Genomic DNA, 18,961 nt, shown 5'->3' on the forward strand with positions numbered 1-18,961 from the left:
CTAAAATTATACAACTTCTAAAGCAGTGGTTATAATTATTTACACATAAAAAATAAAATAATATACAATGAAAAAAATTTACTTAATCTTAAGCTTACTACCAAGCTTATCATTGGCACAACAGGAATTTTCTGAATTAAAAGTGAAAGCATATTCTCCAAGAATTTATTTACAAAGAGATACTAATATTGGAGGTTTTATTCAGGGAATCCAAACTCAACTTCAAAACGGAACGGATAACTGGTTTTTTGGATCATTAGGAACACAAAATTGGATTGTTTCTAAAGGAGATTACACGGGTGTAAAATTTTCTATTAACGAAAATGGAAATGTTGGGGTTGGAACGGAAAACCCTTCTGAAAAATTAGAAGTAAGGGGTAATCTAAAAGTAAACTCACACGGGACTCACACGGGACTTCATTTAGGAAATGAGCAAAATGATGCCATTATAACGGATGGAACAGACAATAAGCATTATGGTGGAGGATACTTTTTTAGAGTGCATAATGATAACATTCCTCATAAATACATAGATGCTATGATGTTAGCCGACAATGGTAATATAGGAATTGGTAGTCATAATCCTACTGAAAAATTAGACGTACAAGGAAATGCTAAAATAAGGAGTTGGTCTCCAAGAATTTATTTACAAAGAGATACTGATCAAGGAGGATTTATTCAAGGGATTCAAACTCAACTTCTAGACGGGAAAGACAATTGGTTTTTTGGAAATTTACATCATGATCAATGGATTGTTTCCAAAGGAGATTATACAGGTGTAAAATTTTCTATTAATGAAAATGGAAATGTTGGTATTGGAACGGAAAATCCTTCTGAAAAATTAGAAGTAAGGGGTAATCTAAAAGTAAACTCACAAGGTACTCACACTGGACTCCATTTAGGAAAGGAACATAATGATGCCATTATAACGGATGGAACGGATAATAAATATTATGGTGGAGGTTACTTTTTTAGAGTACACAATGATCATCTACCACATAAATATATTGATGCGATGATGTTAACCGACAATGGAAATATTGGGATTGGTGTCTTAAACCCAAAATCTAAATTAGATGTTGATGGATTTGTAACTCTTGCTGGAAATGCAGCAAATTTAGACCGTCATTTTGACCCTGATAAACTAAAAAATGCAATTAGTAATTCGGGAAAAGTAGCTATTGGATGGAATTTATCTGGAGGAAAAGGTGAAACTGATTTTATTTCTAATAGAGGTTTAGGAAGTACCGGAGGTTTTAGTTTTTATGATATTGACAACAATGGAGCTATTAATCATATTCTTAATCTACATAATAATGGAAACGCTGCTTTATATGGAAAATTTGAAGCAAAAGAAATTAAAGTAACAGAAACTCCTACTGCAGATTTTGTTTTCGAAGAAAATTATAAACTTCCTACTCTACAAGAAGTGGAAAAACATATTAAAGAGAAAAAGCATTTACCAGAAATTGCCTCTGCCAAAGAAATGGAAAAAGAAGGTGTTAATGTTGGAGAATTTCAAATTCAATTATTGCAAAAAATAGAAGAGTTAACGCTTTATATGATTGAGCAGAATAAGGAAACAAATAAACTTCATACAACTGTACTTGAGCAGCAAAAACAAATTGAAAATCTAACTAACAAACTTGAACAAATTTCTCATGAAAAATAAATTATACTTTATTATTGGATTATTTTTTATAATATCCTTTACTAATGCACAAAATTATAAGCAAAAAACTCTTGAAGTTGAATTTCCAAATGGTGTTGCAAACCAATCAGTCGATATTTTATTAGGAAATCGTTCTATCAGTGGCTGGATTGAAGTAACTATTTCAGGATTTTATAATTATGAAAATAGTGTTGGAATTATTCGAAAAATAATTCATGTAGGTGCTCACCATAATAATTGGATATGGTATCAACCCACTTCTAGAATCGTTGAAGCAGATGGATTACTTATAGATAATATTTTTATAGGAGACTTTGTTTGGGATAGCTCAATTAATCAGTACAAAATTCCAATTTACCATACAAAAGCTTCTGGTAATTCTTATAATATTCACATTACTCAACACTCTCGTACAAACGCTATTGTTGATAATGCAACTTTAAGTAATTTTTATACAAAAGCTCCTCAAGGTAATAATAAGCATCAGGTTTACTACAATCATAATGTTGGTATTGGAACGAATGATCCTCAACACAAATTAGATGTTAATGGTAGTTTTAGAGCTGGAAACGAAGATAATCAGTTTACTTACAATGGGCATGCAGATGTTATTTTAAAATTTAAAGATAGAGGAAATGGAGGAAGAGCAATCGTACATGACGCATTTAACACTTTAACTCTTAATTATGATGAGGATTTTGATGGAGGTACAAGAATAGGAAGATCATTTTTAGTTAGAGGCAATAGTTTTACGGCTGGAAACGCAGATAATCAATTTATCTATAATGGGCATGCTGATGTTGTTCTAAAGGCTAGCGATAGAGGAAATGGAGGAAGAGCAATCGTACATGACGCATTTAACACTTTAACTCTTAATTATGATGAGGATTTTAATGGTGGAATAAGATTAGGAAGGTCATTTTTAGTTAAAGGAAATAGTGCAAGTTTACAAGGAAAACTAGAAGCTAAAGAAATAAAAGTGACAGAAACTCCTACTGCAGATTTTGTTTTTGAAGAAGATTATAAACTTCCTACTCTACAAGAAGTTGAACAACATATTAAAGAGAAAAAGCATTTACCAGAAATTGCCTCTGCCAAAGAAATGGAAAAAGAAGGTGTTAATGTTGGTGAATTCCAAATTCAATTACTGCAAAAAATAGAAGAATTAACACTTTATATGATTGAGCAGAATAAAAGAATTGAAAAATTAGAAAAAAATAAAACTAACTAATATGAGAAAAATACTCTCTCTTCTTTTAATTATAACATGTTTTATTTGTTATTCACAAACATTTAAAGCTACTGTAAATTCTGGAGATCATTTAATTGGTCAAATAGATTGGTTAAGATATAACACTGATAATCTTTTAGTTGAAACTATAAATAAATCTATTAGAAAATATTACATAGCTGATAATGCTAGGAATTATAATAGCAATGCTTTACATGTTAATAATATATCACATGATTTTCCTCAAAACACCGAAGTAATTGTTACTATTATTCGACCAAGAAATTATTGGGGATATTCAGACGCATTACTAGCTAAAGTAAATAGCGGAGCTCATTTAATAAAAGCTACTGATTGGTCTATTTTTAACAGTAAAGATATTATTGTGGAAGAACTAGACGGAACAAATCAAAACTATTTTGCAACAGAGAATGCAAGGATGTCAAATCCAAATGCCATGTTTGTAAGCGGATTAGACGAAAAATTTAATCAAGATACGTGGGTTTTTGTTTATGCTAAAAATGCTGATATTGATGAAGCTGGAAATCTAAATTTAACAAATACAAAAAATCTTATTGGAGCTGGTAATAGTATTAACTTCTCAAGTTTTTCACAAACAGAATTTGGGCCAAGAATTAGAAGTTCATTAGATTATGCTGAAGGACAAAATTCTAAAATGGCTCTTGTTATGGGCTCTTATTATAATGGTTTTAAAGAAGAATTAACGCTTAAAAATGGTCGAATAGGAATAAATAATTTAAATCCTATATCTTATTTTAATTTGTTTATTCCTTACAGTAATGAAAAAATTGAAGGGATTTCTGTTGATGTTCAAGGTTTTGGCACTATACAAAACAAGAATGAAAGTACATATTTTCAAGTAAGGGATTTAGGTGCTCTATCTAAATTTCCTTTTATTATAAAAGGAAATGGAAATGTAGGTATTGGAGTTGGAGCTCCTAAAAATAAATTAGATGTTAATGGTGTAATTCATTCTAAAGAAGTAAAAGTTGACATGGATGGTTGGGCTGATTATGTTTTCAAAGAAAACTATGCTTTACCTACACTAAAAGAAGTGGAACAACACATTAAAGAAAAAGGTCATTTACCAAATATTCCTTCTGAAAAAGAAGTAGTAGAGAACGGACTTTCTGTTGGCGAAAACCAAAAATTATTACTGCAAAAAATTGAAGAGTTAACGCTTTATATGATTGAGCAGAATAAAAGAATTGAAGAATTAGAAAAAAATAAAACGAACTAATATGAGAATAAAATTACTTTCTGTATGTTCTCTCTTTTTAATGATTTCCCTTTCTGCACAAGAAGTCGTGTGGGAAAAATCTATTGGTGGAGAACATGCTGAATATTTATATAATGCCATTCCTACTCCAGATTATGGTTTCCTTATTCTTGGGAGTTCAGCTTCTGATGCTACGGGTGATATCAAAAAAAATAACCAAGGAAGTTTAGACTATTTTCTATGGAAAATGGACGAAAATGGAAAACAAGAATGGCAAAATTCTTTTGGTGGAAGTGGAACAGATTTTCTGTATGCGGCTAAACCTACTCCAGATGGTGGTTACATCTTAGCTGGCGCTTCTACTTCTGGTAAATCTGGTGATAAAACTAGCGAAAATCAAGGTGCTGAAGATATTTGGATTATTAAAATTGACGCCAATGGAAACTTACAATGGCAACAAACTTTTGGTGGAAATGGAAATGATATTCCAACAGATATTTTAGTTACAGAAGATGGTGGCTATCTTATTGCTGCCAATTCTAATTCTACTCCATCTGAATTAAAGAAAAGTGAAAACTTCGGAGGAAACGATTATTATATGATTAAGCTCGATAAAAAAGGTCAACTTATTTGGGAGAAAACCTTTGGTGGTGCTTATGATGATAAAGTAAAATCTATTCTACAAACAAAAGATGGTTTTATTCTCGTAGGAAATTCTAATTCTCCTGCAAGTGGAAATAAAACGGTTGAACAAACTGGAAATAAAACATGGATTGTTGAAATTGACAATGAAGGAAACATTCGTTCTGAAAATAGTCTTGGTTTAAGCAATGAAAATTATTTAATTTCTGCTGAGCAAAAAGAAGATCAGTATCTGTTTGCCATTAATGAAAAAAATGGAAACAAAGTAACTTCTAAAGTTATTGAAACAGATTTAAGTCTTCAATCAATTAAAACGACTGAATTAAAGGTTGAAAATAATTTATCGATTACTGAAATTAAAAATGTAAATGATAGTTTTCTTTTAACTGCTAATAAAATTTCAAGTTTACAAGAAGCCTCAAATGGAGCTATTGAAAGTTACTACATCACTAAATCATTTGATAAGAACGGAACTTCTATTTGGGAAAAGAAGTTTGGTGAAAAAGGATTTAATTATTTAGAGAAAGCAATTACAACACGAGATGGTTCTACTATTTTATTTGGAAATTCTACTCAACAAGCAAAAGGAAATAAAGGACAATCGGACTTCTATTTAGTGAAATTAGGAAAAGAAGGTGACGATGTAAAACGTGTTTCACTGGAAGTTTATCCTAATCCTACTTCGGATATTGTGAATGTAATTATCAACAAAGAGTTTACGACTTCTTCTATCGAAGTTTATAACCTTGCTGGACAGCATCTACAAAACAAAGATGTAAAATACCGTTCTACTCCAATTTCTTTAGGAGGTTACCCTGGTGGTGTTTACATCTTAAAAATTAAAACAGATAACAAATCTGAATCTATTAAAATTATTAAAAAGTAATTATGAAGAAGAATATATTTTTATTATCACTTATTATTTTAAATACAACTAGTTTGTGTGCTCAACAACAAAATCAAACTAGTTATAAAAGAAATTCATTTGATGTTTCTTCAAATTTATTTACAACACCTGAAGTTACACAATTTCAGAAAGCTACTTTTTTCGAATCAAATAACTACACAGGAAAAATTGATTTGAAAATCCCTATATATGATATAAAATATGGTGAAATATCAGTACCTGTATATTTAACATACAATTCTGGAGGAATAAAAGTTGATGATATAGCAAGTGATGTTGGTCTTGGTTGGTCATTGGTTGCTGGTGGAAGTATCATTAGAAATATAAAAGATATAAAAGATGATACTTTTACTTCTGCGAGATATGGAAGAGAGGATTGGGATATTGGTTGGGAACCTTTCCAATTCGCCTCTGAAGTTGGATATTTTCGAAAAATAGAAGATATATATAAAAGCCATGTTTCGCTAGGTCATGTTGAAGGAGGTTTTGAAGAATTAGCTAAAGTAGATTCTTCTCCAGATTTATTTTATATATCTGCTCCTAATGTAAGTTCAAGTTTTTATTTAAAAAATAATGAAGATCTAACTCAGTTTACTCCAATACAGTTATCAGGTAAAGAACTACTTTTTAGCTCAACTTCTACGGGTAGTTTAAATGTTGATCAAATAGGATTTGATAACAGAACTATTAGAGGAATAGAAGGTTTGCACTTAATACTTAGTTATGGAGGTAATCCTATGGGAACACCAATACAAATCAAAGATCATTACCAATATGGAAAGCATGATTTTAAGCAGTTTGAATTTAAAAATACGAATGGTAGTTATTATAAGTTTGATCAAGTTGATATTATTGAAAGTATTCCGAATGTTTTAAACTTAGGAAAAACAGTCTTTGGTCTTCCATCAATTTATTCAGAAACTAGATTTGGCTATAAATCATATCCAACTACATGGCATTTATCCGAAATAAAAGATTTTAATAACAAAAAAGTTGAATTTAAATATGATACATATGCTAATTCTTATATAAAAACGACAAGAGAGAAATCAAATGATGTATACAGAGGAGCTTATAATCCATATGGTAGTAGAAACTGGAATGAAGGTTGTTCATTTGGTTTATATCCTACTTTTAAATACAAAGATAAAAATGGTTTTACTTGGGGAGAAGTAGATGAACAACATTACAAAGCCCAAGAATTTTATTCTGTTCAGAGGCAAAGAAACAAAATTAAACAAATAAAGTGGGAAAATAATACCATAGATTTTGTTTATTCTACTAATAGAAAAGATGATCCAAATGAAAAAAGTCTTGATGAAATAATTGTAAAAAGTGGAAATGAAATTATAAAAAAGATAAAATTAAATCATAGTTACTTTAATTCATCAACAAATTGTACTGATTGGGAATGTTATCGTCTAAAACTTGAAGGAGTAGAAGTTTTAAATTCTTCTGGAAATAAAGTTGAAAAATATAATTTTGATTACTACTATGATGAACCTTTACCTCGAGTGCATTCTGCTCAACAAGATTATCTTGGTTACTATAATGGTAATGGTGTTGAGCAAGCGAATGATTTAGATAACAAAATACCTACACTTTATTTTCATAGAAATCAGGGACGTTTATCTATTCTGCCTTTTCAGCGAAAAGATGGAACATTTACAAAATTAATTCCAGGAAATTTTAGTTTAGAACCTAATTCAAAATCACTTACTGGAATATTAAAGAAAGTAACTCTTCCTACTGGAGGAACAACTGAATTTGAATATGAAAATAACCGATTTCTTTTAAACGGTATAGAATATTTAGCTGGAGGAGCAAGAATTAAAAAACAAACGATAAATGATGATAATGGACAATCTAGAATATTACATTATGAATATCGTGATAATGGAAGACCATCAGGTACTATAAATAATATCCCTGTTTATGGTCAAATTTGGGGATTTAATACATCGAATACAAACAACATGGCATTTGTATCCTTTGATAAACCAAAAAATGAGATAGAGTTAACAGAAGGTGCCTTTGTAGGATACTCAAAAGTAAAAGTTTTCGAGCAAGGTAATGGTTATACAGACTATAGTTTTACTTCTTCAAAAGATTTTCCAAATGAAGAAATAATAAATAAAACTATACCTAATAATAGAGATGTTTGTACAAATATACTCCATCAAAACAGCTCGTTTCCAAATGTTGCATACATAGACAATGACTTAAAAAGAGGAAAATTAATTTCTAAAAATGTTTATAATTCTTCTAACGTGCTTTTACAAAGTCAAAGTAATGAATATAATCATACTGTGTTTAATGAAGAAATTATCCCATTCCAAAGATTTATAAATAATTACCATGATGACCCTCATTACACTAGACCAGAAGGTTTAGCAACTAATTATGAAAATAAAATTCGTGTAGAAAGAAATTTACTATCTAAGGAAGAAACAAAAGAATATTTAAATGGAGGAGTTATAACGAATAAGAAAGAAATTATTTATGATCCTATTTACCCTTTTGTAAAAGAAGAGATAATTTACAATTCTAAAGATGAAGCCTTGATAACAGAATATAAATATCCTTATGATTTTAAAGGAAGTACAACAGCTAATATTTTAATTTCCAATAATAGGATTAATCAACCTTTATCAATTATTAATAAAATAAACAATCAGTATGTATCAAGTACATACATTGAATATAATGAATTTAATAATATATTACAGAAATCTCGTATTTTAAAAAGGAAAGGAAATGATAATTATACAGAAAATGATGTCATAATTTATTTTGATAATTACGATATTAAGGGAAATATTACTCAATATAGAGTTGGTCAATATAACATTCCTGTGATTATAATATACGGATATAATAATACATTACCCATAGCTAAAATTGAAGGTTTAACACTTTCTCAGATTAATTCGGCAACAATATCATCTATTAATAACCAAACTAATGATAATGTGTTAACAGAATTTATATCAAATCTTCAAAAAACTTATAAAGAAGCTACAATTACAGGATACTTGCATAAGCCATTAGTTGGAATTAAACAAATTATTAAACCTAATGGTGAAATAGAAAAATATAATTATGATAATTCAAATCGTTTGGAGGAAATTAAAAATGATAAAGGTGAAATTTTAGAAACCTTTGAATACAACTATAAAAACTAATCTTTATGAAAAAATTCTCTACCCTAGTTTTTATTCATTTTTTTATGTGCATTTTTGCACAACAAGTAGTGAATACAACTACATCGAATAATATAAGAATTACAGATAAGGTTTCTATTTCTATGCAACCAGGTTTTCACGTAAAAGCCGGCAATAATACAAAATTTAGAGCATTTATAGACACCAGAGGAAATGGTATACCCGATTATTTAGAAGCACATCTTCCATCTCATGAAGAAAATTACATTAAAACTTCCGAATGTTTAGATTCTGCATGTAAAAAGAAAAAAGAAACAGTTATTTATTTTGATGGTTTAGGACGCGAAAAACAAGGTCTGCAAGTTGCTGCTTCTACAACAGGAAAAAATATTGTTACTCCTTTTGAGTATGATGAATTTGGAAGACAAGCAAAAGAATTTTTACCTTTCCCAACTCAATCTACTAGTAACAAGATTAGTAAAGAAACAGATGGAACCTCTTTTTATACTAATTTAACAGGAGATACAACACCTTATTCAGAAAAAACATTTGAGAATTCCCCTCTTAATCGTGTAGTATCTCAAGCTGCTCCTGGAGAATCGTGGAAAAAGAGTTCTGGACATGAAATAGGTTTTTCATATGAAAGTAATTCAGCTTCTGATGTTCTTCTTTATAATGTTGCTCTTTCAGATACTTATATTCCTAGTTTAGTACACAATGGTACAAATTATCCAGCTGGAACCTTATACAAAACAATTACCACAGATGAAAATGGTCAGCCTATACAAGAATTTAAAGACAAAGAGGGAAGAGTAATTCTTAAACGAATTGAGATTACCCATAAACAAAATGCTCCTTTAAATTCATCTGGTAGACATGATACTTACTATGTATATGATGTTTATGGAAATTTAACCTACGTATTACCACCAAAGTTAATTGAAGTAGGAATTAATGCTACTAGTTTAGCTGAATTAGGTTATCAATACCAATATGATGAGAAAAATAGATTAGTCGAAAAACAACTTCCTGGGAAAGGAAGAGAATACATGGTTTATGATAAACAAGATCGTTTAGTAGCTGCTCAGGATGCTTTACAAAGAGAAAGAGGAGGTTTTTATACTTTTATGCAATATGATAAATTTGGTAGATTAGCTGTACAAGGACAACATCCTGAGCCTGATGTAAGCAGAGAAACTTTGCAAAATTACGTGAATGGTTTAGGTTCAAACAATGTGAAACGTGTAACAAGTTCATACCATCATTCAGGAATTGACATCTTTTATACAAGAGCTTATGGAGGAGATCAATATGTTTCTGTAGTCACTACTGTTAATTATTATGACAATTATGATAATCTAGATATAGAAACTCCTACTATTACTAATCAAAAAGTAATAGGAAAAAATGATTTAAAAACTAAAGGTTTAGCTGTTTCAACATTTTCAAATGTATTAGGTTCAGCAAATTGGAACAAATCATTTACATTTTATGATAAAGATTATATAAGACCAATTTATTATCATATGGAAAATCATTTAAAAGGTTATAGTAAAACAGTTTTTAATTATAACTTCAGAGGAAAAGTTACTAGTAAATTAACAAAACAGAAAGGAACACCACTTAGTGAAGAAATTATAATAAATGAGGTTTTTGATTATTACGATAATGAATTACTGAAACTGCATACTCATCAAGTAAATAGCGAACCTATTGAGTATCTTGTTCAAAATACTTACAATGAAATCAATCAATTAATCTCTAAAAAAGTTGGAAATGACAATGCTTCTACTCCACTACAAAATGTCGATTATAAATACAACATTCGCGGATGGATGACTGACATTAATGATATTGATTTTAAAGGAGGAAACACACATAAAGATTTATTTAGTTTTAGAATAAATTATACTAATAATTATTTTAATGGTAATATTTCAAGTATATCATGGAAAACCTACAATGATACTGATGAATATAAAACATATATATATAATTATGATGGTTTGAATAGATTATTAAATGCTGATTTTGGAACAGTTGATAATATTACTAAACACGAAAATTTTGTAAGTACATATAATGAGAAAATAAAAGGATATGATAAAAATGGAAATATACTAGGAATAGAAAGGAATGGAAATACTCTAAATTCCAATATTTATTCCATAGATAATTTGATTTATGATTATAATAGTAATTCAAATAAATTATTGAATGTTACTGATGATAAAACTGAAGACGGTTTTAATGACAAAAATAAATATCGTGGTGTAAATTTAAATGATTCACATAACGATTATGCTTATGATGTTAATGGTAACCTAATAAAAGATTTAAATAAAGGAATTACAAAAATTAGTTATAATGAATTAAACTTGCCTACAGAAATTTTTTGGAATACTTCAAATAAAATTAATTATATATATGATTCAAATGGTATAAAATTAAAAAAAATAGTTACAAATGAAACAAAGATTGTTACTACAGATTATATAAATGGTTTTCAATATAAAAATAATGTCTTACAATTTTTCCCAACTTCAGAAGGGTATGTAAATGTATCAGATGGTGTAAAATTTAATTATGTTTATAATTATAAGGATCATTTAGGAAATGTACGTTTAAGCTATCAAAAAGAAAGTAGTGGTTCTTTAAAAATATTAGAAGAAAATAATTATTATCCATATGGATTAAAACATGAGGGGTATAATGAAGGAAAAACAGGTAATCAGAATTACAATTATAAATACAATGGTAAAGAATGGCAAGGTAAAGATGACTTATATATTAATTTATACGATTATGGTGCAAGAAACTATGACCCAGCTATTGGTCGTTGGATAAATGTAGATCCATTAGCTGAAAAAATGAGACGTCATTCAACTTATGCCTATGCATTTAATAATCCTATATTGTTTATAGATCCAGATGGTATGAGACCAGAGATTACTATTTATAATACAGGAGAAGGAATTGGTATAAGTTTTGAAGATGGGATGGTTACATTTAGCGCAGGTTTAACCATAGAAAAAGGAGGGCCTAACAAAGAAGTTAAATTTAGACAAAAATTTGTCCCTACAAATTTATCTCATACTAGAGGGATAGATACTATTGTATTTGAAATTATAGTAAGAAATTCTGATGGATACACAATAAGTCATTATGTTGAAACTGTAATATTAAATGAAAGTGGACAAAAAGATCTTGAAGAAACAAAATCAATGATATATGAAAACGGAAAAGAAATTTCTAGAGAAGAGAGACCAGAAGTATTTCATCTTAAAGAATACATTGAAAAAATTAGTAATATAAAAAATGAACATGGTAGTATAGTGCAAATTTTCGCTATGGCTAATAAAAATTATCAAAATTCTGAAAAAGGTCAAAGAGAAATAATGTTTTTCAATACAGCTAAAACAATTGTATCTGGGGCTTTAGGAGCTTTAGAATTTGTAGGACCTGCTTTATCTTACGCCTTTGATAAATTAGTAAATTATGAAAATTTCATATATGATAATTCAACAGGTTTTATAATTAATGATCCTACTGAAGAAATGAAAATAGAATATAATAAAATTATTGATCCAAATGAACATCTATAAATTTTTAGTAATAGCAGTTTTTTTAATTTCAACTAATTCATTTAGTCAAGAAAAAGCAGTTATTAAATTTTACGGTCTTAATAATATCTTACCCTTAGGTAAAGATACAATCTATTCAAAATATTCTAAAAATATTGAAAAGGTTTCTGATAAAGTTTATCTTTTTGATAAAAATATAAAAATTGAATCTCTATTTCCTATCATTAAAGGACAACCATTTTATTTTAAAAAAATAGTTGAAAATAAATTATTTAATATTGATGACCTATTAAATATAGAAAAGGAGGAAACTATAGATAACATATTTATTACTGATATTGGCTCTTTTGGAACTAGAAAAAATAAGAGATATTTTAATCTTAGTATGAATGTGAATATTAGAAAAAAAAATAAAACAGGAATTTATACTAATAGTTTAGACATTATAATAGGAATATCTAATAAAAATAGCTCCCCTTCAGATGAAAACTCATTTTTTGAAAATGCTGAAATAACATTTTTTTACTGTGTAAGTTGTGATGACAATATTATGCATTTAAGATTATTATAAAATAACTTAATATTCAAAAAATTACCCTGCATCGCAAGCATCCTACTCGTAACTAAGTAAGAAAATATTAATATTAAATAATCAAAAGCCAGCATATTGCTGGCTTTTGTAATTTATTATATTATCCGATAAAAACCGATTAACGAAGATTTATTATATAATTTTACTTGCAAAATATCTAATATATACAATATAAAAGTTTGACAGAAAGAGAAAAATTTTGATAAAAAATGATAGTATTTGATTTTGTAGCCTATAAAGTATATAAGATGGCAAAGAAAGGAAAGCAATACCAAGGTGCTGAGTTTTTATTTACTGCATGTGCCCTAGGTATGCCAGTAACACTTTTACTAACAATTCTAGTAAGTGCAATAGAAAAACAATATAATTCTAATTTTGTTAGTTATATTGCAAGTATAGGCAAGATTCCATATTTATTATTATTTACATTACCTATTATTATTGTAATTTATATATATCTTAAAAAAAACTTATATAAGGTAGAGCAAAGAATTTCTTCATCTAAAATTTTAAGAACTTTGGATAAATTACCTAATTTTTTAGTTTTTGTGATTTTTTGGATTATCATATTTTTCACAGGTATACTTATAAAAGAAACTATTGGATGATTATACTAATATTAAAAATGTAGAATAGTAATATTTATACAAATAACAAAAGCCAGCCATATGCTGGCTTTTGTTATTTATTATAATATCCGATAAAAACCGATTAACGAAGATTAATGATATAATTTTACTTTTAAAAACCCTAAAAATCAAAAGGAAGTAAAAAAATGAAAAGAATAATATATTACCATGTGTATAATGTTTTTCAATTTTCTTATAGTGGAGATTATGAAAAAACTAAAGAAAAATCTAAAGAAACTTTTTCTTCTCATGTATACAATCTAATTATATTTTTTATAATTTACCCACTATGGTTTATTTTTGATGGAAATAGTTATCTAAAACAATATGTTGGAACTGATGAAAACCAGATAAAGATTTATGCAATAATTATCATTTCATCATTGATATTAATAGGGTATACTAGACTTAATTTTATTAAACGACTTATTGATAATTTGTATACAGATGATTTAATAAATAACAGTATAAAAATGTATAAGAATAGTCCTAAAATTTTAAATTATCCGTATAGATTTTTATTTGTTTTTTTCAACTTCTTAGGATTATTGATCATCTTTGTTATACAAGTTAAAATTTTTCAACTCTTAAAAAATTTGTTTATATAATTACTATAAAATTTATTTTCTAGAAAATAAAAACTTAAAAATGAAGAATCCATTAGCTTGTGCGAACATCCTGCTCGTGACTAAATAAGAAAAGATTAATTTTAAATAAACAAAAGCCAGCTATATGCCGGCTTTTGTGTTTTATAATATTATCCGATAAAAACCGATTGAAGAAGATTTATGATATAAATTTACTCGCAAAATATCTAGGTATTATGAATAAACTCATTTTTATATATTACCATGGAGTATAAAATAATTAGAAAGATGAAAAAAATATATTACTTTATTTTTTATGTATTATTCATTTTTTGGGAAAAAGTATCTGTTCCCAAATTCTTTTCAGCTTTTAAAGCTGGATTATCTCTTAATATCTTAGAAATGTTTGTCTATTATTCTATTTTATATATTTACTGTATTATTAATGACGTAAAAATAAATTTTAGCTTAGAAAATCCCATCATATTTATCCCATGTGGAATTATATTTCTACTAAATACAATTCTTTTTGATTTTTCAAATGAATGGAAAATTTATATTGATAAATATGAAACTTTACCTTATAGAATTAAATTCTTTTATTTTTCTGTAGTATGGGTAATTATTATAGTTATAATAATAAGTTTCTTTACTTTAGATAGCATTAAAAATTCACAACTATACCCTTAGCAAGTGCGAGTATCTGTAACTAAATCATATACATTTTCTATAATACAGGAAAATTATACAAACCTTAATTATGAAAAATATTATTATTTTCAGCATAGTTTATTTTTTAAATTCATGTAAAATGGATATTACAAATGGACAAGAACAATTCGAATTAGATTACTCTGTTAATATTATTTCTAATAAAAGTTATAAAGAAGATAAAATAAAGTCTGCTTTTTTCACTATTAAAGGAAAAAATCCTGAAACAGATAAAATTGATACATTTGACGCTGGTAGGTGGTTTTCTAATGTTAGTGATTCAATTGAAAAAGGGGATACTCTTTATAAAATAAAAGGAGAAAAATTTTTCTTAATTAAAAAGGAAAAGTATATTTTGAAAGTAAATTCTAAAGTTAATACAAATGGAGAAATTATAGAGATTATAAAAAGGTTTTAGTCTTTATTATTACATCTTAAAAGTCCCCTCCAGCACGAGCATCCTGCTCGTGAATAACTAAGAAAATATTAATTTCACAAATGATATCAAAAAAAAGAGTAATATTGAGACCTATTGAATACTTTTTCCATTATTCAGTATGTTTTTTTATCTTAAATGGCTTATTAGGAATTATATATTTAGATTTTATGAAGAATAGTGAATTTGTTTTAAAGCAATATTATTATATTCTTTTCATTTTAATTATAATAATGTTTTATATCCAAAGAAGAAGATTGAAATTTAAAATTTTCAAAACCAATCTATCAAAAAAAGAAATTAAAGACGCTATTAAAGAAACCTCAATAGAATTAAATTGGATTATAGATTATCAAAGCAATCAAATAACGAAAGCTCACAGAGAATTTGATATTTCTACTGGAGGAAGTTGGGGCGAAATGATAACTATTATATATAAGGATAATCATATATATGTTAACAGTATATGTAATCCTAATGGTTTATATCCTTCAGTATTATCATATGGATGGAATAAAAAAAATATTAATACATTTATAAGCAATCTTAAACAATCTCTAAAGTAGATTTTAAATATATTATTCCAAAATATTAATTCAAAACACAAACCTATCACCAGCATTCTGCTCGTGATAACAAAAAAATAATTTTAAATAAACAAAGCCAGCTATATGCTGGCTTTGTTTATTTTATAAGTCTCAGTAAAACTTTAATTTCTTTATTAGAAATAGAATCTTTTTCACTTTTATCATAAAGAGAAAGCAAGAAAACTGTTTCATTATCAATAATAATGTGGGTTATAATTCTTGCTTCACCACTTTTACCTTTTCCTTTAGATTTTATTGCCAAACGTACTTTGTAACAATTATCTCCCAAAGCAGTTCCCAACGTAGGATTCTGTTCTAATTCTACGAATAAAATAGAAAGGTCCTCTTTCAATGATGGATATTTCTTTCCAAGTTTTTTAGCTTCTTTAAGAAACTCAGGTGTAACAATAATATTATAATTCATCCAATAAATCTTTCGTAGAAATCCCTTTCAGTTTCCCTTCTTTTATTAGATTCAATTCAGTTACAGATTTTTTCAAACTTGTTTTCACATCCTCTACAGAATCTGTATTCTCAATATTTTGTCGTGTAATTTTAATTTTCAATGCTTTCGCAAAAGCTTTCAATGCTTTCGCTTCTTCCGATGTAGATGGCTCTACGATATAGATTTCTTGCGTTGTCATTACTTCTGTTTTTAAATATTAAACAGCTAATTTATTAAAAAAATAGTTTACCAACTTCCTGATGCTCCACCGCCTCCGAAACTTCCGCCTCCGAAACCGCCAAAGCCTCCTCCTCCACCCGAAGATGATCCAGAACCAAATCCGCCACCTCCGAAGATTGTGCTACCTGTATTCATAATAATAATATCATCTAAAATACTTCTTCGTCTACCTCCGTTTCCTCCATTACCATTATTACCTCCACTTCCTTTTGAAGCAACATAAAAGATAAAAATGAAAAAGGCTATTACAAAAAATATGACTAAAATATCAACATTATTACTCTTTGGTTGATCGTTTTTATATTGACCTGCAAATGCCTTAAAAATATTATCTACTCCAGCATTTATTCCTCCCGCAAAATCTCCTTGTTTAAAATAAGGTATAATAACGTTATCTATTATTGATTTATTGACACTTGGTGGAAAATAAATCTGAGCAGCATATCCTGTTCGGATTGTAATCTTACGATCCTTTTCGCTTAAGACAATTACAATTCCATTATCTTTTCCTTTTGTCCCTACACCCCATTTTTCTCCAATATCATTTGCAAACATTTCTAATGGATAACCATCTAATGATTTTACAGTTAATACTAGAATCTGTGTTGAAGTAGAATCGTCATAAGCAACCAATTTATTTTCTAAATCATTTAATTGCTTTGCATCAAAAATTTGTGCATAATCTTGCACTAACTTTTTAGGGGGATTCTCCATCTTAACCAACTCATCTGGAGTTTGTCCAAATGCGATTAAAATAGAAAAGAAAAAAGTTAAGAAAAAATATCTAGCTGTAGCTAATTTCATCTGGTAATTCGTTTACATCATCTTCCTTATATGGAAAATATTTTTTTAGAGCTTTTCCGGATTTTTTAATTCCCTTACAAAGCCCTTTTACATAATGTTCTTTTTTGAAGTGTTTAATCACTTCTTCTTTTATATCGTCCCAAAAATCTTCTGGAGTAACTTCGTGAATCCCTTCGTCACCAACAATTGTAAAATTATGATCTGTTGGACAAAGATGAAACAAAACACCATTACGATCTTTGGTTTTGTGCATTTCTAAACGTTCGAAAACTTCTAAAGCTTTCGTAAAATGATCAGAAGAGGATTCGAATTCTATATGAATTCGAATCTCTCCACTTGTATTTTTCTCCGCTTTTTGTATTGCTTCGATTATTTTTTTCTCATCTTTTGAAGAAAGAAATGTTTGTTTCTTTTTTCCCATAATGATGATTCTTTTTATTTAGAAAAATCTATTGTTGGTGCATTTTCAGTTCCAGCAGTAGCTTTAAAATATCCTTTTTCTTTAAATCCTACCATATTAGCAAATAGAACTACAGGGAATTTTTTAATTCTTGCATTAAAACCTTGTGCAACTTCGTTGTATTTTTTTCTTTCGAATAAAATTTCTTGCTCCATGCTCTCTATAGATGCTTGTAAGTTTGTAAAATTACCTACAGCTTTTAATTCTGGATATCTTTCTACAGAAACCAATAATCTGCTTAAAGAAGATCCTAATTGATCTTGAGCAGCTTGGAATTTTGCAATATTTTCTTCTGTTAATTGAGAAGCATCATCAATTTTTAATTGAGTTGAAGTTGCTTTTGCACGAGCATCAATAACAGCTGTTAATGTTTCTTTTTCATAGTTTGAAGCACCTTTTACCGTACTTACTAATTGGTTTACTAAATCTGAACGTTTTTGGTATGTATTTTCAACATTTGACCATTGAGCTGATACGCTTTCTTGCATTGGAACTAAACCATTGTAAGCAGACATTAACCAAAGTCCGAAAATGATAATAATTCCTATAAATCCAGCACCTCCTATTAGACATCCTTTGTTTTTCATAGTGTTATTTTATAATTTATTCTTAAGTAAAAATAGTGTTTTTTTATGAGAATAATATCATAGATATGAGATACTATTTTAGTAATGAGAATTATTTAGTATGTGAAGAGCAAACTGTGAAATTTGATAGAATTTTGTATCGAGAAGTTAAGATAGTTTCTTAAAATTCTTGTCAAAGACTTTTATACTTCTTTTCAAAAAACACTTCATCTGACAAAATATTAGTAAGATAAGAAGCTAAAAATATGCTTCGACAGGCACAGAGTGACAATTTAAATTAATTAAAATTATATCTCTTAAAAAAGCTTAACAACTTTTATACAAGAAAATTAATAATTTATCTTATTACTTATTACTTATTACTTATTACTTATTACTTATTACTTATTACTTATTACTTATTACTTATTACTTATTACTTATTACTTATTACTTATTACTTA

15 protein-coding genes are annotated in these 18,961 nt (G+C 27.9%); 10 read left to right on the forward strand and 5 right to left on the reverse strand.

The genetic code is table 11. The features are described 5' to 3' along the window. Positions 1 to 67 precede the first annotated feature (67 nt). From BUA86_RS16145 to BUA86_RS13930, 10 genes are all read left to right on the forward strand, one after another. The gene (locus BUA86_RS16145) at positions 68 to 1,672 is read left to right on the forward strand and encodes a hypothetical protein (RefSeq protein WP_072933658.1); all 1,605 of its coding nucleotides are present in this window, start codon (positions 68 to 70) and stop codon (positions 1,670 to 1,672) included. Continuing rightward, a complete protein-coding gene (locus tag BUA86_RS16300) occupies positions 1,662 to 2,903 on the forward strand; it encodes a hypothetical protein (protein WP_229731882.1) in 1,242 nt (413 codons plus the stop codon). Before BUA86_RS16145 ends, BUA86_RS16300 begins: the two co-directional genes overlap by 11 nt. Position 2,904: 1 nt before the next feature. Then, a complete protein-coding gene (locus tag BUA86_RS16305) occupies positions 2,905 to 4,164 on the forward strand; it encodes a hypothetical protein (RefSeq protein WP_229731891.1) in 1,260 nt (419 codons plus the stop codon). Between the two features lies 1 nt (position 4,165). Further along, a complete protein-coding gene (locus tag BUA86_RS13890; RefSeq protein WP_072933660.1) occupies positions 4,166 to 5,671 on the forward strand; it encodes a T9SS type A sorting domain-containing protein in 1,506 nt (501 codons plus the stop codon). Positions 5,672 to 5,673: 2 nt separating this feature from the next. After that, the gene (locus tag BUA86_RS13895) at positions 5,674 to 8,877 is read left to right on the forward strand and encodes a hypothetical protein (RefSeq protein WP_072933661.1); all 3,204 of its coding nucleotides are present in this window, start codon (positions 5,674 to 5,676) and stop codon (positions 8,875 to 8,877) included. Between the two features lie 5 nt (positions 8,878 to 8,882). Beyond that, the gene (locus BUA86_RS13900) at positions 8,883 to 12,461 is read left to right on the forward strand and encodes a DUF6443 domain-containing protein (protein WP_072933663.1); all 3,579 of its coding nucleotides are present in this window, start codon (positions 8,883 to 8,885) and stop codon (positions 12,459 to 12,461) included. After that, positions 12,448 to 13,011, forward strand: a complete 564-nt coding sequence (locus tag BUA86_RS13905) for a hypothetical protein (RefSeq protein ID WP_072933665.1) — start codon at positions 12,448 to 12,450, stop codon at positions 13,009 to 13,011. Before BUA86_RS13900 ends, BUA86_RS13905 begins: the two co-directional genes overlap by 14 nt. A gap of 230 nt (positions 13,012 to 13,241) precedes the next feature. Continuing rightward, positions 13,242 to 13,640 (forward strand): hypothetical protein, encoded by a 399-nt coding sequence (locus BUA86_RS13910; RefSeq protein WP_072933667.1) that lies wholly within the window; start codon positions 13,242 to 13,244, stop codon positions 13,638 to 13,640. A 1,368-nt stretch (positions 13,641 to 15,008) separates the two neighbouring features. Then, complete coding sequence (locus BUA86_RS13925) at positions 15,009 to 15,377, forward strand: hypothetical protein (protein WP_143147338.1); 369 nt, start codon at positions 15,009 to 15,011, stop codon at positions 15,375 to 15,377. A gap of 188 nt (positions 15,378 to 15,565) precedes the next feature. Next, positions 15,566 to 15,961 (forward strand): hypothetical protein, encoded by a 396-nt coding sequence (locus BUA86_RS13930; RefSeq protein ID WP_072933675.1) that lies wholly within the window; start codon positions 15,566 to 15,568, stop codon positions 15,959 to 15,961. A 118-nt stretch (positions 15,962 to 16,079) separates the two neighbouring features. On the opposite strand, the gene BUA86_RS13935 is transcribed toward BUA86_RS13930, so the two are convergent. Genes BUA86_RS13935 through BUA86_RS13955 form a run of 5 tightly spaced genes read right to left on the reverse strand, consistent with a single transcriptional unit; the run spans position 16,080 to position 18,518 of the window. Next, positions 16,080 to 16,406 carry a type II toxin-antitoxin system RelE/ParE family toxin gene (locus BUA86_RS13935; protein ID WP_072933676.1) on the reverse strand — a complete coding sequence of 109 codons (327 nt, stop codon included), beginning with the start codon at positions 16,404 to 16,406 and terminating at the stop codon, positions 16,080 to 16,082. Continuing rightward, positions 16,396 to 16,626 carry a hypothetical protein gene (locus BUA86_RS13940; RefSeq protein WP_072933678.1) on the reverse strand — a complete coding sequence of 77 codons (231 nt, stop codon included), beginning with the start codon at positions 16,624 to 16,626 and terminating at the stop codon, positions 16,396 to 16,398. Before BUA86_RS13940 ends, BUA86_RS13935 begins: the two co-directional genes overlap by 11 nt. A gap of 47 nt (positions 16,627 to 16,673) precedes the next feature. Continuing rightward, a complete protein-coding gene (locus tag BUA86_RS16370) occupies positions 16,674 to 17,471 on the reverse strand; it encodes a TPM domain-containing protein (protein ID WP_072933680.1) in 798 nt (265 codons plus the stop codon). Continuing rightward, positions 17,452 to 17,892 carry a TPM domain-containing protein gene (locus BUA86_RS13950; protein ID WP_072933682.1) on the reverse strand — a complete coding sequence of 147 codons (441 nt, stop codon included), beginning with the start codon at positions 17,890 to 17,892 and terminating at the stop codon, positions 17,452 to 17,454. Before BUA86_RS13950 ends, BUA86_RS16370 begins: the two co-directional genes overlap by 20 nt. A 14-nt stretch (positions 17,893 to 17,906) precedes the next feature. Next, complete coding sequence (locus tag BUA86_RS13955) at positions 17,907 to 18,518, reverse strand: LemA family protein (protein WP_072933684.1); 612 nt, start codon at positions 18,516 to 18,518, stop codon at positions 17,907 to 17,909. Between the last annotated feature and the right edge of the window lie 443 nt (positions 18,519 to 18,961).

Source organism: Chishuiella changwenlii (assembly GCF_900142565.1).
GTDB lineage: Bacteria > Bacteroidota > Bacteroidia > Flavobacteriales > Weeksellaceae > Empedobacter > Empedobacter changwenlii.